Source organism: uncultured Anaerofustis sp., from assembly GCF_938029165.1.
Classification (GTDB): domain Bacteria; phylum Bacillota; class Clostridia; order Eubacteriales; family Anaerofustaceae; genus Anaerofustis.
The window spans coordinates 88,128-110,899 of record NZ_CALHFB010000003.1 but is presented as its reverse complement, the minus strand read 5'-3'; the positions used below and the strand labels follow the sequence as shown (position 1 = coordinate 110,899).

General features: G+C 33.8%; 14 protein-coding genes. 7 read left to right on the top strand and 7 right to left on the bottom strand.

The annotated features are described in order from the left end of the window. Nucleotides 1-127: 127 nt before the first annotated feature. From rnhC to radA, 3 genes are all read right to left on the bottom strand, one after another. Nucleotides 128-1,042, bottom strand: coding sequence for a ribonuclease HIII (rnhC, locus tag Q0516_RS00830; RefSeq protein WP_294466511.1), 915 nt, complete (start codon nucleotides 1,040-1,042; stop codon nucleotides 128-130). A gap of 10 nt (nucleotides 1,043-1,052) precedes the next feature. Then, entirely contained in the window at nucleotides 1,053-2,168 is a 1,116-nt protein-coding gene (locus Q0516_RS00825; RefSeq protein WP_257480893.1) for a PIN domain-containing protein, read from the bottom strand. A gap of 142 nt (nucleotides 2,169-2,310) precedes the next feature. Beyond that, on the bottom strand, nucleotides 2,311-3,681 hold the full coding sequence (gene radA / locus Q0516_RS00820; protein WP_294466507.1) for a DNA repair protein RadA: 1,371 nt from the start codon (nucleotides 3,679-3,681) through the stop codon (nucleotides 2,311-2,313). A gap of 434 nt (nucleotides 3,682-4,115) precedes the next feature. On the opposite strand from radA, the gene Q0516_RS00815 reads away from it, so the two are divergent. The 5 genes from Q0516_RS00815 to Q0516_RS00795 all read left to right on the top strand — a co-directional run bounded on the left by Q0516_RS00815 (nucleotide 4,116) and on the right by Q0516_RS00795 (nucleotide 14,058). Next, entirely contained in the window at nucleotides 4,116-7,850 is a 3,735-nt protein-coding gene (locus Q0516_RS00815; RefSeq protein WP_294466504.1) for a DNA-directed RNA polymerase subunit beta, read from the top strand. 93 nt (nucleotides 7,851-7,943) lie between these two features. Further along, on the top strand, nucleotides 7,944-11,600 hold the full coding sequence (gene rpoC, locus Q0516_RS00810) for a DNA-directed RNA polymerase subunit beta' (RefSeq protein WP_294466547.1): 3,657 nt from the start codon (nucleotides 7,944-7,946) through the stop codon (nucleotides 11,598-11,600). 86 nt (nucleotides 11,601-11,686) lie between these two features. Further along, nucleotides 11,687-12,928 (top strand): homoserine dehydrogenase, encoded by a 1,242-nt coding sequence (locus Q0516_RS00805; RefSeq protein ID WP_294466500.1) that lies wholly within the window; start codon nucleotides 11,687-11,689, stop codon nucleotides 12,926-12,928. 13 nt (nucleotides 12,929-12,941) lie between these two features. After that, nucleotides 12,942-13,421, top strand: coding sequence for an ACT domain-containing protein (locus Q0516_RS00800; RefSeq protein WP_052294605.1), 480 nt, complete (start codon nucleotides 12,942-12,944; stop codon nucleotides 13,419-13,421). Nucleotides 13,422-13,581: 160 nt separating this feature from the next. Then, complete coding sequence (locus Q0516_RS00795; protein ID WP_294466490.1) at nucleotides 13,582-14,058, top strand: DUF4352 domain-containing protein; 477 nt, start codon at nucleotides 13,582-13,584, stop codon at nucleotides 14,056-14,058. A gap of 316 nt (nucleotides 14,059-14,374) precedes the next feature. On the opposite strand, the gene Q0516_RS00790 is transcribed toward Q0516_RS00795, so the two are convergent. Further along, nucleotides 14,375-15,262 (bottom strand): DMT family transporter, encoded by an 888-nt coding sequence (locus tag Q0516_RS00790; protein WP_294466487.1) that lies wholly within the window; start codon nucleotides 15,260-15,262, stop codon nucleotides 14,375-14,377. 117 nt (nucleotides 15,263-15,379) lie between these two features. On the opposite strand from Q0516_RS00790, the gene Q0516_RS00785 reads away from it, so the two are divergent. Beyond that, on the top strand, nucleotides 15,380-16,063 hold the full coding sequence (locus Q0516_RS00785; RefSeq protein ID WP_307983360.1) for a metallophosphoesterase family protein: 684 nt from the start codon (nucleotides 15,380-15,382) through the stop codon (nucleotides 16,061-16,063). 173 nt (nucleotides 16,064-16,236) lie between these two features. Here Q0516_RS00785 and Q0516_RS00780 read toward each other — a convergent pair whose 3' ends face one another. From Q0516_RS00780 to Q0516_RS00770, 3 genes are read right to left on the bottom strand one after another with little or no spacing between them, the layout of a single operon-like run. Continuing rightward, nucleotides 16,237-18,129 (bottom strand): fructose-specific PTS transporter subunit EIIC, encoded by a 1,893-nt coding sequence (locus Q0516_RS00780; protein WP_294466485.1) that lies wholly within the window; start codon nucleotides 18,127-18,129, stop codon nucleotides 16,237-16,239. Between the two features lie 17 nt (nucleotides 18,130-18,146). Next, nucleotides 18,147-19,049: a 1-phosphofructokinase gene (gene pfkB, locus Q0516_RS00775; RefSeq protein ID WP_294466482.1), complete on the bottom strand. Its 903-nt coding sequence runs from the start codon at nucleotides 19,047-19,049 to the stop codon at nucleotides 18,147-18,149. Nucleotide 19,050: 1 nt separating this feature from the next. Continuing rightward, nucleotides 19,051-19,800: a DeoR/GlpR family DNA-binding transcription regulator gene (locus Q0516_RS00770; RefSeq protein WP_257480901.1), complete on the bottom strand. Its 750-nt coding sequence runs from the start codon at nucleotides 19,798-19,800 to the stop codon at nucleotides 19,051-19,053. A gap of 416 nt (nucleotides 19,801-20,216) precedes the next feature. Here Q0516_RS00770 and Q0516_RS00765 point away from each other — a divergent pair, with 416 nt between their 5' ends. Next, the gene (locus Q0516_RS00765) at nucleotides 20,217-22,589 is read left to right on the top strand and encodes an AAA family ATPase (RefSeq protein ID WP_294466475.1); all 2,373 of its coding nucleotides are present in this window, start codon (nucleotides 20,217-20,219) and stop codon (nucleotides 22,587-22,589) included. The last annotated feature ends 183 nt before the right edge of the window (nucleotides 22,590-22,772 follow it).

Genomic DNA, 22,772 nt, shown 5'->3' with positions numbered 1-22,772 from the left:
AACCACTCTGTATTCATTATATAAAATTAAAGATTTTCCTTCTTGATATTACTTGCTATTTATATATTTTAAAGAAATTTTTAGTTTTTTGTATTACAGGTTATTAAAAAAGGACTGGTGACAGTCCTTAACTTAAAATATTTTGTACGGTTTTAAAATGCATTTTACAAACATTATTTAATTCTTCTTCTCCGAATTTTTTAACAAATTCTTTTCCTTTAGAAATAACAATGCTGTTTGCTCCCAAAGGAAAATCAAAATCGTAGTGTTTATTCATGTTTTTTATGGTTGTAAGAAGTGCGTCTCTTGCTATAATACTTGCCGCTGCAACGGCTATATTTTGTTCCGCTTTTGGTTTAAATATCATTTCCAGATTTAAATCTTGAAGGCCGCTTCTGATTTGTTCTTCTCTTCCGAATTTATCCACTAAAGCTTTTTTAAATGGTTGTTTTTTATAAACATTTTTAATATTGGTTATATGAGCCCATGCTAAAATTGCATTTATATTTCCTATTTTCTTATATAATTCGTTGTATTTGCGTTGTCCTATTCTAAGTATCGAATAACTATTTGTAACTTTTTTTATCTCTTTTGCAAGCTTTATTATATTATCATCGCTTAAATCTTTTGAGTCTCTGACTCCGAGAGTTTTTAATATATCGTACTCGTTTTTTTCTAAATATACGCTGCCTACGATAATAGGAGCATAAAAATCCCCTTTCCCGACTTCGTCGCTTCCGAGAAGAGGAGGGTCCATGATTGGATATAACTGATTTTTCTCGGTATCAAAAGCAGAGGAACTTAAACTGTTCCCCTGAAAAGTATCATATATATTATTTAATATTAAATTTAACTTATCGCTTTTACTCTGAGAAGTATCTAAAGTTGTTCCTTTTTTCTTGCTGGAATAAATCCTTACAATATTACTATCTATATGAAATTGTATACCATAAGCTATTTTTTTAAAATCACTTATACTATAAGATATAAGTTCATTGGAATTTTTTATTCTCAGATATAAATCCTCTGGTGTCTTATTCATTCTGTTTCCTTTACGATACGGGTTTAACGAATATCATTCTTCCCGCGGCGGTTTGAAGTACACTTGTTACGACTGTATTAAGTTCTTCTCCGATCCTGTTTCTGCCTTCTTCCACGACTATCATCGTTCCGTCTTCGAGATAAGCAATTCCCTGTGAATTTTCTTTGCCCTCTTTTAATACTTTGACAAATAATTCCTCTCCCGGAAGAACCACTGTCTTAACGGCATTTGAAAGTTCGTTTGTGTTGAGAACTTCAACTCCTTGAAATTCTGCGATTTTATTTAGGTTGTAATCATTGGTTACGACTTTTGCGTCGATATCTATTGCAAGTTTTAATAATTTTGTATCTACTTCGGTTATCTCCGGATAGTCTTTATCCAAATTTACTACTTCTATGGGAAGTTCTTTTTGGATTTGATTTAATATATCGATCCCTCTTCTTCCTCTGCTTCTTTTGACGCTGTCGGCAGAGTCCGCGATTTGCTGAAGTTCATATAATACAAAGTTAGGTAATATTATCGGTCCGTCTATAAAACCGGTTTTTAATATATCCAATATCCTTCCGTCGATTATTACGCTGGTATCTAAAATCTTTGCGACGCCTATAGGAACTTTTGGATGTTTCTTTGTTTGTTTTTGTTTAAATGTATCATTTTCAAATGGATTGAGTCCTCTGAAGAACCTTTCCGCATCCGGCGCTTTATATGTAGCTATAGAAACAAATACATATATGCACACAGCATATATCACTATAGTTATAATGCTTACTATCCACCCCGGTAAGTTCATGTTTTGGAAAGGAAGACATAATAAAGCAGACAAAATCAAAGCAAGTATCAGAGAGCCTATTACAAGACCGATTTGAGTAAATGTAGTATTGTTTATTTCTCTGCTTACCTGAGCAAAAATACGTCTGAATGCTTTAGCAAAAAATGGAATAAAAATAATAAAAATAAAACCGAATAAAATAGCTGCTAATACATAAATTGTACCTTTGCCAAATGCTGATGTGATATTTATTCCAAGCCTTTGATATAAGTGTCCGCTATCTATCAGCCAGCTGCCTAACTGCGTTCCAACAATTGCACCCAATACAAAAATAAATGCATAAAGTGCTTTTTTCATCTTTACACCTCCTTCTATTAAATTTTCTATCATCACTAAGGTATATACTACCTTAAATTAATTGTATAAGAAATAAATGTAAATGTAAATAGAAAAAAGATTAAAGTTTTATGAAAAGAACTTTAATCTTTTTGTTTATGGTCTAATTATTGAATAATTTGAAGACACATTCTTTAAGTGTGCTGATTTCTATTACTTTTATATTTAAATTTGAAATGTCTTCATGTTCATCCAAAGAGTTTCTCGGAATGATTGCTTTTTTGAATCCAAGGGAATTTGCCTCTTTTATCCTTTTGAAAATATTGTTTATCTTTCTTATTTCTCCGCAAAGGCCTACTTCACCTATTATTATGGTGTTGATAGGTATTTCTTTTTTTAGCATAGAGGATATCACCGCGCAAGCAACTGCCAGGTCACTTGCGGTTTCTTTTACTCTTACTCCTCCCACGACATTTAAATATACATCTGTAGAATGAAGTTTGACATTAGTCATTTTTTCTATTACAGCTAATATTTGAACAAACCTGTTATATTCAAAGCCTGTGGATACTCTTCTTGGGACTTGGAAAGATGACATCATGGCAAGGGCCTGTATCTCTATCAGGACACTCCTGTTGCCTTCCATTATTGAACAAATAACACTTCCGTAGCTTCTGTTTTCTCTGTCTTCCAGTAACAGCCTAGATGGATTTGTTACGCATTGAAGACCTTTTCTGCTCATCTCGAATACTCCGATTTCCTCGCTGGAGCCAAATCTGTTTTTACTTAGTCTCAGTATCCTTAAGCTTGAATTCGATTCGCTTTCAAAATACATAACAGTATCTACCATATGTTCAATGGTCTTCGGTCCTGCTATTGTACCTTGTTTTGTTATATGTCCCACTATGAATACACTTGTATTGGTAGCTTTGGCAAAGTTCATAAGCAAATTAGTGCATTCTCTTACCTGGGTTATCGTTCCGGGCGCACTTGGTATATTGGAACTCCTTACTGTTTGGATAGAATCTATTATTAATAAATCCGCCTTATTCTCTTTAGCACTTTCTATTATTTGTTCTATATCCGTATTTGATAAAACAAGTATATCACTTCCTTTTAGTCCCAGCCTGTCCAGTCTCAATTTTAACTGTGAGAGACTTTCTTCACTGGATGCATATAAAACTCTTTTTCCGATTATGGATACATTATGAGCTGTCTGCATTAAAAGAGTAGATTTTCCTATTCCAGGCTCTCCTCCGACAAGTACCAGGCTTGATGCTACGATACCTCCTCCCAGTACATTATCCAGCTCACTTATCGACGTCGTAAACCTCATATCTTTTTTTGTGTCTACATCTTTTAAGTTGGTGACTTTGGGAGTGAAAATACTATTTTTTGAATTTACCAAATCTAATTCTTTTTTCGAAAATTCGCTGAACGTATTCCAGTTTCCGCAGTCCGGGCATTTTCCCCAGTATTTGGGGCTTTCGTATCCGCATTCGCTGCACACAAATATTTTTTTATCTTTTGCCAAAATTTTATCCTCTTTGCTAATTTTTTTATATAAAATCATTATTATCCTGAAAAAGATTATAACATATAAGAAAAAATTTTCATAAAAAGATATTAAAAAAACTATTACATATTTAAAATATTATCTACTTACAAAATAATATAAAATTATGCATAAATTTATGGTAAAATAAAAAAAAGATGATTTATTGTAAAAGGGCGATAAAAAGGGCAAAAAAATTGGAAATATTTAATATATTTTAGTTGTTACCCTTGACTTATCATAGTTCTTTTGCTAAAATATTAAATTACTGAAAATACAAAACAAGCCTAAAATTTGTATTAATTTTATGCAGTTTAGGACGGAGGAAACAACAGCAAATTGGTTGAATCTTTTATTTTAAAATAAGATGATTTTGCTGTGTTTTTCATGTTTAAATTAAGGAGAGTGGTACAGTGATTCATCCAGAGAAAATTGGTAGAAGAGAAAGAATGAGTTTTTCTAAAATCAAAGATGTAATGGAAATGCCTAATTTAATTTCTATTCAGACAGACTCATATAAGTGGTTTATAGAGGAAGGTCTTAGAGAGGCATTTTTAGATGTATTCCCTATCAGCGACCCAAGTGAGAATTTAATACTTGAATTCGTTGATTATATCTTAGATGACACTCCAAAATATGATGTTGAAGAGTGTAAAGAAAGAAAGACAAATTATTCTGCTTCTTTAAAAGTTAAAGTTAGACTTGTTGTAAAAGAAGATGGTGAAATCAAAGACGTTAGAGAACAGCATGTATTCATGGCTGATTTTCCTTTAATGACCAGAACCGGTACATTCATCATCAATGGTGCTGAAAGAGTTATTGTAAGCCAGCTTATTCGTTCACCCGGAGCATATTTCTCAGTTGAAAGAGATAAGTATGGTAAAGAATTATACAATGGACAAATCATCCCTAACAGAGGGGCTTGGCTGGAATATGAAACGGACGCAAGTGACTGTCTGTACGCCAGAGTAGACAGAACAAAAAAAGTTCCGATCACGGTTTTAATCAGAGCATTGGGACTTGGAACAAATGAAGAGATCATAAATTTCTTCGGAGAAGAAAAGAGACTTATGACTACATTCGAAAAAGATTCTTCTTCAAGTGTAGACGAAGGTCTTATTGAAATTTATAAAAAACTCAGACCGGGCGAACCTGAAAGCGTTGATTCAGCTAAAGGTTTATTCATTCCGATGTTTTTCGACCAAAGAAGATACGACCTGATGATGGTTGGTAGATTTAAACTTAACAAAAAATTAGCTCTTGCTACAAGAATTACTGGCCAGTATGCATTCAAAGATATAGTTAATCCTTTAACCGGAGAAATCTTAGTAAGTAAAGATGAAATAATTGATGAAAAAACTGCATGGGAAATCCAAAACTGTGGAATTAATACTGTCGAAGTCAAAGTGTCTGAGGACAAAGGCTTTAAAATAATAGGTAACGGTGTCGTTGACATAAATAAATTTGAGTTGCCTTTTGATGTAAGTGATTTAAAAATCGATGAAATGGTCAACTTTAGAGTTTTAAGTGAAATATTAGACTCCGACCTTTCAAATGAAGAAAAGAAAAAACAAATCAAAGACAGAATGAGCGAACTTCTTCCTAAGCATATCACTGTGGAAGATATTTATGCTTCTATCAGTTATAACCTCGGTTTCGATCATGGTATCGGAACTTTAGATGATATCGACCATTTAGGCAACAGAAGGATCCGTTCCGTAGGTGAACTTTTACAAAACCAATTCAGAATCGGTCTTTCAAGATTAGAAAGAACTGTAAAAGAAAGAATGATTTCATTCGACCCTGAAGAAGTTACACCTTCAAGCTTAGTAAACGTAAAACCTGTAAATGCTGCTTTGAAAGAATTCTTCGGTTCATCTCAGTTGTCTCAGTTTATGGACCAAACAAATCCTCTTGGGGAACTTACACATAAGAGAAGATATTCTGCTTTAGGTCCCGGCGGACTTTCAAGAGACAGAGCTGGATTTGAAGTCAGAGACGTTCATCATTCTCACTACGGAAGAGTTTGTCCAATAGAAACTCCTGAAGGTCCGAATATCGGTCTTATCGGTTCTCTTGCAACATTCTCCAGAGTTAATAAGTATGGATTTATCGAAACTCCGTACAGAAGAGTAAAAGACGGTGCGGTAACAGGGGATATAGATTATATCCCGGCTGATGAAGAAGGTAAATACACCATAGCTCAGGCAAATGAACCTTTAATGGAAAACGGTTCTTTTGAACATTCAAAGGTAACCGGTAGAGCCGGATTTGAAAGGGATTTCGTAACTGTTGAAAAAGATAAGGTAGACTATATGGATATATCTCCTAAGCAGGTGGTTTCCGTTGCTACCAGTATGATACCTTTCCTTGAAAATGACGATGCCAACAGAGCCCTTATGGGTGCCAACATGCAGCGTCAGGCAGTACCTTTATTAAAACCGCAGGCTCCTATGGTAGCCACAGGTATAGAACACAGAGCTGCTAAGGACAGCGGTGTTTGTGTCGTAAGTGAAGTTGACGGTGTAGTTAAGAGAGTTACCGCAACTGAAATCATTATTACAGATGATGCTACGAAGCAAAATGTAAAATATAAATTACTTAAATATAAGAGAACAAACCAAAATACTTGCATAAACCAAATCCCTATCGTAAAACTTGGTGACAGGATCAAAAAAGGCGAAGTAATAGCTGACGGTCCTTCTACGGAAAACGGTGATTTATCGCTCGGTAGGAATATCCTTATCGGATTTATGACTTGGGAAGGTTATAACTACGAAGATGCTATCATCATAAATGAAAAACTCGTAAAGGAAGATGCTCTTACTTCAATCCATATCGAAGAATTCGACTGCGAAGCTAAGGAAACAAAGCTTGGAAGCGAAGAAATCACGAGAGATATTCCAAATGTAGGTGAAGATGCACTTAGAAACCTCGATGAAAGAGGGGTCATAAGAGTAGGTGCGGAAGTTAAATCAGATGATATCCTTGTTGGTAAAGTTACTCCGAAAGGAGAAAGCGACCCAACGGCGGAAGAAAAATTACTTCGTGCAATCTTTGGTGAAAAAGCCAGAGAAGTAAGAGACACCTCACTTAAAGTTCCTCACGGAGAAAAGGGTGTTGTAGTAGATGTAAAAGTATATACAAAAGAAAACGGCGATGAATTAAAACCTAATGTAAATAAGCTAGTAAGAGTTTATATTGCAATAAAGAGAAAAATTCAAGTCGGTGATAAAATGGCGGGTCGTCACGGTAACAAAGGTGTAATCAGTAGGGTGGTTCCCGAAGAAGATATGCCATTCTTACCTGATGGAACTCCGCTTGAAATATTACTTTCTCCAATGGGGGTTCCTTCCCGTATGAATATTGGACAGGTACTGGAAGTCCATTTGGGGCTTGCTTGTAAAGCTCTAGGTATCGATATAGCCACTCCGGTATTCGACGGAGCAAAAGAGGAAGATATCATGGAACTTCTTGAACAGGCAGGATACTCATCAGATGGTAAAATCCAGCTTTATGACGGAAGAACAGGTGAACCTTTCGATAACAGGGTAACCGTTGGATATATGTACATGCTGAGACTGCATCATATCGTTGATGAAAAGATGCATGCCAGAGCAACCGGTCCTTACTCCCTGGTTACACAGCAGCCACTTGGCGGTAAAGCACAAATGGGTGGACAGAGATTCGGAGAAATGGAAGTTTGGGCTCTTGAAGCATACGGTGCCGCTCATACATTACAAGAAATCCTTACCGTTAAGAGTGATGATGTATCCGGAAGAGTCAAGACTTACGAATCTATCATTAAAGGAGAAAATATCCCAAAAGCAGGTGTTCCTGAATCATTTAAAGTTCTTATCAAAGAATTCCAAAGCTTATGCTTAGACGTAAATGTTCTTGGTGAAAGAAATGAAGTAATCGACATCAAAGACGATGAAGATGAAGACTTGGTAGAAGATTTAGAACAAGTAGAAGCAAGTGCAGACGGCGACTTTGTAGAAGATTTGGATGATATCGAATTTGAAGAAATCAGTGAAGTTGATATTCTTGAAGATGACGGGGACATTGAAAGCGAAGATTTAGATTTCCTTGATAGTGATGTATTAAGTTCTGCTTCATCAGATGATGAAGATGAAGAATTTATGTAATAGGAACTATTAAAGGGAAAATATAAGTGGGAGGTAAATTCCTTGAAAGAATTTAATGATGTAAATATAGATAATAAAAAAGAAAAAACAAATATGGGCGATATTGATTTTAAATCGATACAAATTGGTTTAGCATCAAAAGAAAAAATTCTTGATTGGTCTTACGGCGAGGTAAAAAAGCCGGAGACTATTAACTACAGAACTTCTAAACCGGAAAAAGACGGGTTGTTTTGTGAAAAGATTTTCGGACCGACTAAGGATTATGAATGTTACTGCGGTAAATATAAACAAATCAGATATAAAGGCGTGATTTGCGACAGATGCGGGGTCGAACTTACAAAGTCAAAAGTAAGAAGAGAAAGAATGGGACATATTGCTTTAGCTGCTCCCGTTACTCACATTTGGTACTTTAAAGGTATCCCAAGCAGAATAGGTCTACTTCTTGAAATGTCTCCTAAAGAGCTTGAAAGAATAATATATTTTGCTGCATATGTGGTAACCGATCCGGGGAATACTCCTTTGGATGAAAAAACGGTTTTAACCGAAAATGAGTATAAAGAATACAGACAGATTTACGGAAGTGAGTTTACTGCTAAAATAGGTGCCGAAGCAATTCAGGATTTACTTGGACAAGTGGATCTAGAAAAAGAAAGTCAGGAATTAAAACAAATCATTGCTACGGAAACTACAAGACAAAAGAAAACAAAAGCAATAAAGAAACTTAAAATTGTAGAAGATTTTAGAAATTCCAATAACAATCCTCAGGATATGGTCCTTGAAGTAGTTCCTGTTATTCCTCCTGAACTCAGACCTATGGTTATGCTTGACGGAGGCAGATATGCTACAAGTGACTTGAATGACTTATATAGAAGAGTTATAAACAGAAACAACAGACTTAAGAGACTTCTTGAACTTAATGCGCCTGATATTATCGTTCAAAACGAAAAGAGAATGCTTCAGGAAGCTGTTGATGCACTGATAGATAACGGAAGAAGGGGCAGACCTGTTACAGGTCCTGGAAACAGACCGCTTCGTTCATTATCCGATATGCTTAAAGGTAAACAAGGTAGATTCAGACAAAACTTACTTGGTAAGAGGGTCGACTACTCGGGACGTTCCGTTATAGTTGTTGGTCCGGAACTTAAGATGTATCAATGCGGTCTTCCTAAGGAAATGGCAATCGAATTATTCAAGCCTTTCATCATGAGAGAACTTGTTAAGAGAAAACATTCTCTAAATATAAAATCAGCTAAAAGAATGGTAGAGAGACAAAGTCCGGAAGTTTGGGATGTGCTCGATGATGTAATCAAAGATCATCCGGTTTTACTTAACCGTGCACCTACACTTCATAGACTAGGTATCCAAGCATTCGAACCGATTTTGGTCGAAGGAAGAGCTATTAAGCTTCATCCTCTTGTTTGTACGGCGTTCAACGCCGACTTTGACGGTGACCAAATGGCTGTTCATGTACCGTTGAGTGTTGAAGCACAAGCTGAAGCAAGATTTTTAATGCTTGCTGCATACAATATTTTGAAACCTCAGGACGGCTCTCCTGTAGTTTCTCCTACACAGGATATGATCCTTGGCTCTTATTACTTGACTATTGTAAAAGAAAACCAAAAAGGTGAAGGAAAGGCATTTGCTTCAATTCCCGAACTTGAAATGGCATATTACAATAAAGAAGTAGAACTTCATGCAAAAGTTAAAGTAAGAGTTAAGAAAGTCATTGACGGAAAAGAACATGTCAAAATAGTTGAATCAACTGTAGGTAGGTTCTTATTTAATCAAATAATTCCTCAGGATTTAGGATTTGTGGTAAGAGAAACTCCTGCGGATATGTTCAAACTGGAAATAGATAAAGTTGTGGATAAAGGTGTTTTATCCGAAATAGTTTATAAATGTTTCACAAGACACGGTGCCGCTAAGACATCAATGGTTCTTGATGATATCAAAAAAATGGGCTTTACTTATTCTACAAAGGCAGCCGTTACGGTAAGTATTTCAGATATGGAAGTACCTGATGTTAAACCTCAGTTACTTGATGAAGCTGATGTAAAAGTAGATAAAGTTTTAAAGAAATATAAAAGAGGTATGATTACCGAAGCCGAAAGAAAAAGAGAAGTTATCGATATTTGGAATGATACGACCAACTTGGTAACAAATGCGCTTCTTGACCACCTTGACCCATTCAATCCAATCAACATGATGGCTGACTCGGGTGCCAGAGGTAGCAGGAACCAGATTAGACAGCTTGCCGGTATGAGAGGGCTTATGGCGTCTCCTAACGGGGATATCATAGAACTTCCTATACGTTCTAACTTCCGTGAAGGCTTGGACGTTTTGGAATTCTTTATCTCTTCTCACGGTGCGAGAAAAGGTCTTGCGGATACTGCCCTTAGAACTGCCGATTCAGGTTACTTGACAAGAAGACTCGTTGATGTAAGTCAGGATCAAATCGTTAAAGAAGACGACTGCGGTACGGATCAAGGTTATGATGTTACTGCTATCAAAGTAGGTAACGACGTTATCGAAGAATTGGAAGAAAGAATAAACGGCAGATATGCATTTGACGATGTCGTTAATCCAAATACAGGAGAAGTAATAGTTTCAAGAAATGAACTCATTACTCCTGATAAAGCTAAGAAAATAGTTGATGCGGGTATAGAAAAAGTAAGTATCAGAGCCGTATTCAACTGTAAGAGTAAAGTCGGAGTTTGTGCTAAATGCTACGGTGTAGACTTAACGAGTATGAAGACCGTAAGCGTTGGTGAGGCTGTAGGTACTATTGCCGCTCAGTCTATCGGTGAACCCGGTACTCAGCTTACTATGCGTACATTCCATACAGGTGGGGTCGCATCAGCGGAAGATATCACTCAAGGTCTTCCAAGAATCGAAGAGTTATTTGAAGCCAGAAGACCGAAAGGTCAGGCAATTATATCGGATATCGACGGTGTTATTGAAGTTACCGAAGAGGACGGACACAGCAAAGTTATCGTTATGAACAATGAGAACGGTGAAGTATTTGATTATGATATTCCTTACGGTTCAAGGATAAAAGTAAGACAAGGGGATAAGGTAGAAGCCGGTGATGAAATTACTGAAGGTAGTATTTATCCTGAAGATCTTCTTAGGATAAAAGGTGTTGACGGAGTTCAAAAATATATCTTGACTGAAGTACAAAAAGTATATAGATACCAAGGGGTTCATATATCGGATAAGCACGTTGAAATAATAATAAGACAAATGCTTAGAAAGTATGAAGTGACCGATGCGGGAGAAACAGAACTTCTTCCGGGTACGAGTGTTGATTATTTTGAATTTGAAAATGCAAACCAAAAAGCGAGAGAAGAAGGTAAAGAAGAAGCTACAGGTAACAGAAAGTTACTCGGTATTACAAAAGCTTCGCTTTCTACATCTTCATTCCTTTCAGCCGCGTCATTCCAGGAAACCACAAAGGTCCTTACCGATGCTGCTATTCAAGGTAAAGTCGACCCATTACTTGGACTAAAAGAAAATATCATTTTAGGTAAACTTATTCCTGCGGGTACAGGTATCAAGAAATACGACCTTGAACTTGTAAAGAATAAGGACGATGATGACCTTTTAAAAGAGATTTTAGATGAGCTTAATGAAAGCCAAATAGAAAATTCTTTGGAAGAAGAAGGAATGACCGTTCATGATATCGAAGAAGATGATAAGCTTGATAATGAAGATTTAAATGATTTTGAGCTTAAAAGCGAAAATGAATAGGAAATAAAAATATAAATTAAAATCTACGATTCTTATGAGTCGTAGATTTTAGTACATATATAAATGCTTATGATAGGAGAAAACATATGTCTAAAATTGGATTATTAGGCTGCGGTACAGTCGGAACAGGCGTATATGAAATAATCAATGAAAAAAAGGGAAACTTTTTTGAAGAAAATAATTATAAGATAAAGAAAATTTTAGTTAGAGATGCTTCCAGAAAAAGAGAAGGTATTCCAAGTGAACTGTTGACGGACAGTCCGGATGATATTTTAAATGATGATGAGATATCTCTTATTATTGCCGTAATGGGAAGTTACGAGCAAGAATATCCTGCAATAAAAAAAGCATTGCAGCTTAAAAAGAATGTCGTTACTGCAAACAAAGAAATCATATCTAAGCATATGGAAGAACTTTTGGAGCTTGCTAAAGAAAACGGTGTTACGATTTTGTTTGAAGCTTCCGTAGGCGGCGGTATCCCTATTATAGAATCAATTATAGATACTATTAAAATAAATAAAATAAATAAAGTTCAAGGTATACTAAACGGGACTACAAATTTTATTTTATCCAAAATGACAAAAGAAGAGTTGGACTTTGATGAAGTATTGAAGGTTGCTCAGGATATGGGTTTTGCCGAAGCTGACCCGACAGCCGATGTAGACGGTTTTGATATTTCAAGAAAGCTTACTATACTTTCTTCACTTTGTTACGGTGCTTACATAGATAATGATAATATATATACCAGAACGGTAAGAAATATTACACTGTCGGATATACAAGCTGCCGATGACTTCGGTTATGTATTCAAGTATATGGCTGAAAGTGAACTATATGATGATAATACATTCGGAGCAAGCGTTACTCCCGTACTTATCGGAAAAGACTCCGTCACCAGCAATGTAAATGATGAATATAATGTGGTCAGTATCAACGGCAACATTATAGGTCAGTTATCATTTTTAGGAAGAGGTGCGGGAAAAGAAGCTACCGCAAATGCCGTAGTAGCGGATGTAATAAAAGTTCTGACAAAATCGGTTCATGATTATACACATTTGAAATTTGAAAATAATTATAAAAGCTGCGGGATAGAAAGATACAAAAATAAATTTTATCTGAGAGTTTCTGTAAAAGATGAAGTTGAATTTGCAAAGACAATAGATATAGTCTACAGAAATATAGAAAATATCAATCTTTCGTATGAAGACGGAAAAGTGATACTTCTGACAGATGAAGTGACAGGTGAATTCATGAGTAAATTGTGCGATAGGTTATCGCATGTGACCGAAGATGTATTCTATGCTAGAATAATCGATAATATATTATAGGAAGGTAATGAGGATGAGAAAAGAAGATAGTTTAATCAAGGCGATAACGATTGATGAAGATATTGCTAAAATATCAGTAATGGAAGTTCCGGATAAACCGGGTATTGCTTTTAATTTATTTAGCAGTATCGCAAACGAAGGTATTAAAATCGAAAGTATTACTCAAAATGTAAACAGAAGTCAGGTAAATGATATAACATTTACTGTGCCTACTGATGAATTTGAAAAAGCATTTAAAATCACAAGTGATTTTGCAATCGAAGTAGGAGCTACAAAAGTACTTTACGATAAAGGTGTAGCAAAGCTTTCCGTTATAGGATCCGGAATGGTTGCCAGCACTCAGGTAGCGAGCAGAGTATTTAAAGCACTTTATGAAAAAGGCGTAAACATACAAATGATTTCTACGAGTGAAGTTAAAATTTCTTGTGTAATCGAAAAAGATAAAGCTAAAGAAGCTTTAAAACAAATTTATAAAGAATTCGAAGTAGAATAATACATAACAAAAAAAGACCGTATGGTCTTTTTTTTATAGGATTTTACTGGACTAAATCATAAATATCATATATAATAAGATTAAGTAAGATATGATAACGTTTGTAGAGTTATCGTATAAACCGATATTTTAAGCACAATTTATTAACAGGAGGGAGATTATGAAAAAGTTATTATCGGTAGTGTTAGTTTTATTAATGGGGTTATGTTTTTTGACAGGCTGCGGAGACGAGGAGCCACAAAAGACCAGTTTTAAAGTAGGCGAAACTGCTACATATGAAGGTGTGAATTACACTGTGACTAAGGTTAAAAAATCAAAAGGTGGAGACTTCGATAAACCTAAAAAGGGTCATGAATATGTAATCGTAACTTTAAAAATAGAAAATAAATCCGAAGAGACAGTTGATTTTAATTCATTAGACTGGAGAATGGAAAATTCTAAAGGTAAAGTAGAAAATGAAACTCTTTCTATAGAGGCAACCGATACAGCTTTGGGAAGCGGTGATTTGAAAACGGGCGGAAGCACTAAAGGTACAATCGTATTTGAAGAACCAAAGAAAGACAAAGGATTAAAACTTCATTATTACGGAAATATTTTTACAAGTGATGAATCCGCATTTCACTTTGTGTTGAACTAAAAAAAGACCATTATTGGTCTTTTTTATTTTATTGGAATAGTATTTGGGATTATTTATAGTTATGATATAACTATAATGATAATAAAGATAATGTTTTGATTTATTAAATCATTATTGATATCATATAAAGTAATGTTTATGATAAAAGGCTTATAACGACGTTGTTATAAGCCTTTTTGGGGTGTTTTTATTTTAAGAAAAACATTTATGTTTGTCAAGTGTACGAATATATTTTATATTATTTTGTTACAAATGTCCATACTTTTTAGAATAAAATTCCAAAATAAAATATGAATTCATATTCTTTATTAATAATCTATTTGTTATTTAATATTTTATTATTGTTATATAAAAACATTATTATCGAGGCAATGCATATTATTATATAACCTATAATGCTATAAAAGTCTGGTATTTGTCCGAGTAGCAGAAAAGATAAAATCGTAGCAAATATGATTTGAGAATAATCATAAATTGATATTTCACTTGCAGGTGCATGAGTATAAGCCGCTGTTATAAAAAATTGTCCTCCCGAAGCAGCCAGACCCGTTAAAAGCAGTATGGATATCTGATATAAACTCATGGGTGTGAATTCAAATATCAAGTATGGAAGAGATACCAGACATGAAAACAGTGAAAAAAAGAATACTATAAAGGGACCTTTGACCCCTTTTGTACCAAGCTTTCTAACGTAAGTATACGCTATACCCGCACACATACCTCCCATGATACCTATTAAAGACGGAAATATAGGCATTCCCGTAAACCCGGGCTTAACGACGAATAACGTTCCCAAAAATGCGATGAAAACGCATAGACCTTGAAAGGGTTTGATTTTTTCACTCAAAATAAAATAAGAAAATATTATTACAAAAAAGGGTGATAATTTATTTAACATTGAAGCGTCACTTACGAGCATGTGGTCTATAGCGTAGTAATTACAAAATATTCCTATTGTACCGAATGTAGCACGTAATACTAAATCCGCTCTTGAGCCTTTGGGCATAAAAATCTTTATCCCTTGTTTTTTCATTAATATTAAAGCTATAAAAAACGCTATAAAGTTTCTGAAGAAGCTCTTTTGTATAAATGGCAGGTCTCCCGCCATTCTTACAAATACATTCATAAGTGCAAAGCAGAATGCAGAAAGTACTATAAAAAATACTCCCTTGTTTTTATCTGATATTACTATTTTTTCTTTCATGATGTCCTCTTTCTAAATTTATATTACGACTTATTATATCATCAAAATTTATCTTTACATACATTATATTGTGATGTTATTTTATAAATTATGCTATAATTATTTTAGGTGATGATTATGATTTATGTAACGGGTGATACACATATCCCTATCGACGTCCATAAGCTTGATGACGATGTGTTTATGGAACAGAAAAATTTAACTAAGGATGATTATGTTATCATATGCGGTGACTTCGGAGGCGTTTGGGGGAATGGAAGAGGCGATAATTATTATTTGAATAAACTTGAAAATAAGAACTTTACAACACTTTGGGTGGACGGCAATCACGAGAACTATACTCTTCTTAAAAATTATAAGATAGAAAACTGGCATGGCGGTAAAGTACAGTTTATCAAAGACAGTGTAATTCATCTTATGAGAGGACAAATATTCGATATCGAAGGAAATAAGTTCTTTACTTTCGGCGGAGGTAATTCCATTGATAAGAGTATAAGAGACCCGGGAAGGACTTGGTGGAAAGAAGAAATGCCAAGTAAGAAAGAATATGATGAAGGTCTCAGAAATTTAAAATTAAATGATTTTATGATAGATTATATAATAAGTCATACTGCTCCGTATTTTATAAACAGGGATATATTTAAAAAGGCAATCAAGGATGAGTATAAGCTAAATAAGTATTTGGAAGATGTGGAGGATATGTGTGAATATAAGAAGCATTTCTTTGGGCATTTTCATGAAGATATTGATATTGATGATAAACATAGCTGCTTATATCAAAGGATACTCAGGATTGTATGACTTCTCGGCACTGCGCCTCACTAACATGAGAATTCGCGCCTCGAAGTCAATATTTAAAGTAAATACAAGGTACACATATCAAGGGTGCGGAGTCTGCTTTGCATATAGTGCCCGCCTTTTTTGTATAAAGAAAAAAAGCCCGACGGGTAAGATCGGACTTTTTAAAAAGGGTTTTATTTATCATGAACAGGTTTTTTCAGTATGGCTAAAAGTGCCATTCCGACTAATGAACCTGATGCAAGAGCAGCCAAGTAATATAATGGATTTCCAATGATTGCTGTTACCCATAGTCCTCCGTGAGGTGCTCTTAGGGTACAACCGAATAACATGGAAAGCCCGCCTGCTATACCGGCTCCGATGGCACATGACGGTATTACTCTTAGAGGATCCGCCGCCGCGAATGGTATAGCTCCTTCCGTGATGAATGAAGCTCCCATAATATAATTTGTAAGGGCTGAACCTCTTTCATCTTTTGAAAATCTGTTTTTAAAGAATGTAGCGCAAAGTGCGATTGCAAGTGGAGGAACCATTCCACCTATCATAACTGCCGCCATGATATCAAAGTTACCTGTTGTTAGTGAAGCCGTTCCGAATACATATGCTGCCTTATTGAACGGACCGCCCATATCAATAGACATCATAGCACCCAGAACTATTCCGAGTACGACTTTTGATGATTCTCCCATAGCTTTAAGTCCATTTGTCAACGAAGCGTTAAGGATAGATACCGGAGGGTTTACAAGGAATGTCATTATCGCTCCGATCAATAATACCCCTAGTAACGGATATATCAGAACAGGTTTCATTCCTTCCAAACTGTTTGGAAGTTTGGAGAATAATTTCTTTAAAAATACCATCAAATATCCTGCAATGAAACCCGCAAGTAGTGCTCCTAAAAATCCTGATCCGCCGCTGTTTGCTATCGCTCCGCCTACAAAGCCTGTAACGAGTGCGGGTCTGTCACCTATACTCATTGCAATGTATCCTGCAAGGATAGGTAACATAAATCCGAATGCAGTGTCTCCGATAGTTTTAAGGAATGCCGCAAATGGTGTATTTGAACCGAAGGTTTTTGCACCGAGACTGGCATCGTCGAATAAGAATGCAAGAGCGATCAATATACCTCCGCCGATTACGAATGGAAGCATATGTGAAACTCCGTTCATAAGGTGCTTATAAATCTGTCTTCCTATACTTTCGTTTGCACCGTCGTCTTCTGTTACTTCTCCGTCGCCTTCATAAATAGGTGCTTTTTCATTGATTGCGTCGGTAAGCAGTTCTTCCGCCTTGTTGATACCGTTGGCAACTTTCGTTTGAATGACCTTTTTGCCGTTGAATCTAGCCATTTCCACTTCTCTATCAGCTGCTACGATGATACATTTTGCATGTTCTATTTCATCTTTTGTAAGTTTATTTTTAACTCCCCCCGAACCGTCTGTTTCAACTTTAAATTTAATGCCCATTTCTTTTGCTTTTTTCTCCATAGCTTCCGCAGCCATGTAAGTATGGGCGATACCTGTCGGGCATGCTGTTACCGCAAGGACTTCAAAATATCCGTCATCTTCCTTATTGCTTTCGGCTTTTTCTTCCGTCTTTTCTTCTTTGAATTTTTCTTTTTCTGCTTTATCAATCATAGCCAAAAATTCATCTTTATTTTTTGCATTTATTAAACTTGCTCTGAAGTTTTCATCCATAAGCAGTGTGGATAATCTGCTCAATACCTCCAAATGAACATTGTTTTCTCCGTCGGGAGCGGCTATCATAAAGAATAGGTATGCAGGTTGAGCGTCAAGCGACTGAAAATTCAGCCCATCCCTCAATACCATTGCGCTTAGTCCCGCTTCTTTTACAGCTTTATTTTTGGAATGAGGAATGGCAACGCCTTCTCCGATACCTGTTGTTCCCTGAGCTTCTCTTTCCAAAACTCCTTTTTTGTATTCTTCTTTGTCGGATAATCTTCCGCTTTTATCCATCAAATCTACCAAGAAGTCAATAGCTCCCGATTTGTCTTGTACATCGGGATTTAATGCAATTCCTTCTTTTCTAAGTAAATCACTTATTCTCATTTTAGTCTCCTTAATATTTATAATAATTTCAGTAAAGCGTCTACATCTTTTTTTGTAGCTATACTTTCGCTGAAAGCACTTGCGCTGCCTGAAGCTATGCCCAGTTTTAACGCCTCATAGTAGTCTTTGTTTTTAAGATACCCCGCTAAAAATCCTGCGACCATTGAATCTCCCGCACCTACGGAATTTATTACTTTTCCCTTTGGAGAGGTGCTTTTTAATATTTCTCCTTTTTCAGTTAGGAGTATCGCTCCGTCGCCTGCCATGGAAACCAAAATATTTCTCGCTCCCATATCCTGAAGCTTTTTAGCATAGGTTATTATGTCTTCCTCTGTCTTTAATCTGACATTAAATAATTCTCCCAGTTCATGATGATTTGGTTTTATAAGAAACGGAGAATATTTTAATACATTTAATAACAGCTCGTTGGTTGCGTCCACTGCGATATTTACTTTTTTCTCATTAAGTCTTTTCATTATTTGTTCATAAATGTCGTCATTCACCGAACTTGGAATACTTCCGGCAAGGACTAATATATCTTTATCTGAAAGCTTATCTAATTTACTCATCAGTAAATTCAAATCTTCCTTGGTTATATTAGGTCCCCCCGCATTTATTTCACTTTCTATATCCGCCTTTAATTTGACGTTTATTCTTGTCATCCCTTCTTTAAGCGTTATAAAGTCGGTTTTGATATTTCTTTTTTTTAGTTTCTTTATGAGCTCTTCTCCCGTGAAACCCGCTATATATCCGATAGCCGTGTTATCGACACCTAGCTCGCTTAACATCATTGAAACATTTATACCCTTTCCTCCCGGATTTAAAAATTCTTCCTTGGAGCGGTTTACTTCTCCGCTTTCAAATTTATCCAGAAGCATTACATAATCCAGCGCCGGGTTAAATGTTACGGTGTATATCATATTATTGTGCCTCCAGTATTTTAGTTTTGCCCTTAAGGGAATTATTGACATCAGATGCGGTAATTATTACTGCGTCTTTTAAATTTGCAAAAGTAATCGGAGCTATCTTGTTAAATTTGGATTCATCTCCAAGGATAAAAGCTTCTTTGCATTTTTTTAGTGCAGCTCCTTTTATCAAAGCTTCCTTCTCTTCATATGTCGTATATCCGGCTTTTATATCAATCCCGTTTGTTCCGAAGAAACCTTTGGTAAAATTATATTTTACTAAGCTTTTTACCGCTTCGCTTCCGACTATGGAACCTGTGATTTCCCTTGCTTCTCCCGATGTGATGAATACTTTGTAACCCATTTTGGAGAGTGTGAGAGCGTGATATAATCCATTCGTTACGAAAGTAACATTCTTAGGTGTGATATATTTAAGCATGGCTCCCGTTGAAGTCCCGGCGTCTAAATATACAAAGTCGTTTTCTTCGATAAGGCTTGCCGCCATTTTCCCTATTTTGTCTTTTTCTTCTTTGTTTATATTTTCTCTTGTAATAATATCTTCTTCTTTTTTTATAAAACTGCTGTTTTCGATTTTAGCCGCTCCCCCGTGGACTTTCTTAAGCTTGTTCATGCTGTCGAGAGCTTGTAAGTCTCTTCTTGTCGTTGCATCGGAGGAGTTAAGTGCTTGTGTGATTTCTTTTACTGTAAGAACATTTTTTTCGTTAAGCATTTCTAAAATTTTTTCATATCTTTTTTCGGTCAACATATCATCACTTCCTTTTTTATAGGTGTATAATAACACTAAGTACTTTCATTGTCAATCATTTTTAATCAAAAATAATCAATAACAATCAAATATATTCATAAATCCTTATATATACACTTGATAAGGATAGTATTGGTAAATTAAGTTAAAATTATTCTCATAAATTCTATAGGGTTCCACCCTAAGACCCGCCATTTTTTGCTCGTACAAAAAATGGATAAAAGGACTCCACTCAATCGCCGTGGTGGCTTTTTACGCTTCTCGATTTCCTGCAAAACTCTGCCCACGTTTTGCGGAAGAGAAGCTACCCCGCCCCCATGCTATAAAATACTACTGATTGTGCAATGTAATTTCTTGACGATATGTAGGAAAAAGAGATATAATTTTAATATAAAAATTATAATTAAGGAAGTAAAATGGCAAATAAAATAAAAGGAATTAAATTTAAAAAGAATAACTTAGAAGAAATTAAAGTAGATTTTTTTAACGAAAAAAATAATATAAAATATAGGGGATGTTTAATATATGGAGAAAATGGTGCAGGAAAATCTACAATAGCTCAAGCATTTTATGATTATAAAAACAATAATTTAAACAGCTATGATTATATAAATTTATATGATTTCAATTACAATACTTTGGAAAAAGAAAATCTAGATATTAAAAATATATTTGTTTTTAACGAAAAATTTATAGATAACAATATAAATGTTACTGATGATGGAATAAATAGCATTGTTATATTGGGTGAAAATGTTAATATAGATAAAGAAATGCATAAATTAATAGATGATAACGAAGATTTATCTCATGAATTAGAGGGGTTAAAGAAAAAATTAGAGCGTTTTAATAATAAAGATAATAAAGATTCTCCTAGTCATTATTTTAATAAAATAAAAAATTATTTGCAAGAAGATGATAGTTGGGCTGATATAGATAAAATACTTAAAGGGAATTCTGTAAAATCTAGTGTATCAAAGGATATAATTATAGAAATTTCTACAATTGATACTAATGGGAAAAAGGAAGAGGAAATCACTAAAAATTTTAAAAGTAAATATGAAAGTTTTAATAATACAAAAAATAAAGCTCCAATAGTTAAAGACTATATGAATAATTTACCAGAAATTGATGATCAAATAATTATTAATTTATTGCAAAAAAAAATTATATCTTATAAAAAAAATGAAACTATAAGTAAAATAATAAATTTTATAGAAAAAAATCCAAAAATAAATATTGATAATATAAACAAATATTTTTCTGATGATAAAAATAATATTTGTCCGTTCTGCTTTAGAGCTTTTGATGAAAGTTATAGAAAAGATCTAATTAGTAGTATTAAACAAATTTGCAACGAAGATTATAAAAATCATATAACAGAACTTAAAAATATTAGAGAAGAACTAACAGAACTTAAGTTTAATAATATTAAACTAAATTCATTAAATGAAGATATCTTAATAACAAAAATAGAAAATTTAATACTAAAGATAAATAATAAAATTAATACCTATAGTAATAGTATTGATAATAAAATTAGAAATATCTATATACCATTACAAGTTACCCCCTTAGGAATAACAAAAGATATATCACAATTAAAAGAATATTTAGCTCAGCTAGATGAAAAAATTGATATATTTAATGAAGCAATTTCGAAAAGAGATCAGTTAAAAATAGAGCTTATTGACTTAAATAAGAAAGTTTACTATTTTAAAATTAAAGATGATTATGATCTTTATCTAAACAAACAAGAAATAGAAGAAAGTGAAAGAAATTATATTAAAGATAAAGAAAAAGAGTTTAATAAAAATGATACAAAAATAAAGGAATTAAATGCAAGGAAAAAAAATATAACCATAGCAATTGATAAAATAAATAATGAACTTAAATATATATTTTTTGATAAAAATAGGCTAGAAATTGAAGTTCAAAATAATAAATATTTTTTAAAATGCAGAGGTAAAAATCTAAAACCTCATGATTTATCGACGGGAGAGCGTAATATTATTGCACTATGTTATTTCTTTGCACAAATAATTGAGAATAAAAATTCCTCAGATATTAAAGATGGTGATTTTTTTATAATACTTGATGATCCGATATCCAGTTTTGATTCAGAAAGACAAATAGGAGTTTTTTCATATTTAAAAAAGAAATTGTCAGAAATCATTTTAAAAGACAATAAAAGTAAATTAATTATTTTTTCACATAACTTAGAAGTTATTTCAAGATTTAAAAAAGTATTTGAAGAAATAAACGAACAATCTGATAAAAATTTTTTATTAAAACATCATTTTATAAAAGAACTTAAAAACGGTATATTAAAAAATATTAAATATTATAATAAATACAACCGACTAATTAACGAAGTTTATGATTATGCAACAGAAAATAATCAAAATGATGAAAATATAGGAAACATTATGAGGAAATTATTAGAAGCCTTTGGCACATTTGAATACAAAAAGGGTATATCAGAAATATCGACAAATAAAGATATTTTAAAGTCAATTAATGATAACCAATATAGAGATTATTTTGAAAATTTAATGTATAGGTTAGTTTTAAATGAAGAAAGCCATACTCAAGATTTTATAAAAAATTTGTCTTTTCTTGATTTCAGTTTAAAAATTAAAAGATCAGAAAAAATTCAAACAGCTAAAGATATTTTATGTTTTATGCATATTCTTAATCCATTACATGTAAAATTTCAATTACAACATAAAACAGATGCAATTAAAAATATAAGAAAATGGTGTAAAGAAATAAAAGAACGTATATAAACGTTCTTTTTTATTCTCATACTTTCAAACTTTTGGCTATCAAAACTAAATAATATAAAAATCAATATTGTTAAATCTTTTATTAAATCTTTTATTTTCTTTTCATAATATTTGTAATTTAATAATTACTTTAATCTATTACCTATTTATAGGTAATTTTCATTTTACCTAAATATAGGTAAT

What these genes read in the sequence shown, in the direction of transcription:
- rnhC (WP_294466511.1), bottom strand. Translation starts at nt 1,042, where the DNA reads ATGAATAAGACACCAGAGGATTTATATCTGAGAATAAAAAATTCCAAT.
- Q0516_RS00825 (WP_257480893.1), bottom strand. Translation starts at nt 2,168, where the DNA reads ATGAAAAAAGCACTTTATGCATTTATTTTTGTATTGGGTGCAATTGTT.
- rpoC (WP_294466547.1), top strand. Translation starts at nt 7,944, where the DNA reads ATGGGCGATATTGATTTTAAATCGATACAAATTGGTTTAGCATCAAAA.
- Q0516_RS00805 (WP_294466500.1), top strand. Translation starts at nt 11,687, where the DNA reads ATGTCTAAAATTGGATTATTAGGCTGCGGTACAGTCGGAACAGGCGTA.
- Q0516_RS00800 (WP_052294605.1), top strand. Translation starts at nt 12,942, where the DNA reads ATGAGAAAAGAAGATAGTTTAATCAAGGCGATAACGATTGATGAAGAT.
- Q0516_RS00795 (WP_294466490.1), top strand. Translation starts at nt 13,582, where the DNA reads ATGAAAAAGTTATTATCGGTAGTGTTAGTTTTATTAATGGGGTTATGT.
- Q0516_RS00790 (WP_294466487.1), bottom strand. Translation starts at nt 15,262, where the DNA reads ATGAAAGAAAAAATAGTAATATCAGATAAAAACAAGGGAGTATTTTTT.
- Q0516_RS00785 (WP_307983360.1), top strand. Translation starts at nt 15,380, where the DNA reads ATGATTTATGTAACGGGTGATACACATATCCCTATCGACGTCCATAAG.
- Q0516_RS00780 (WP_294466485.1), bottom strand. Translation starts at nt 18,129, where the DNA reads ATGAGAATAAGTGATTTACTTAGAAAAGAAGGAATTGCATTAAATCCC.
- pfkB (WP_294466482.1), bottom strand. Translation starts at nt 19,049, where the DNA reads ATGATATACACCGTAACATTTAACCCGGCGCTGGATTATGTAATGCTT.
- Q0516_RS00770 (WP_257480901.1), bottom strand. Translation starts at nt 19,800, where the DNA reads ATGTTGACCGAAAAAAGATATGAAAAAATTTTAGAAATGCTTAACGAA.
- Q0516_RS00765 (WP_294466475.1), top strand. Translation starts at nt 20,217, where the DNA reads ATGGCAAATAAAATAAAAGGAATTAAATTTAAAAAGAATAACTTAGAA.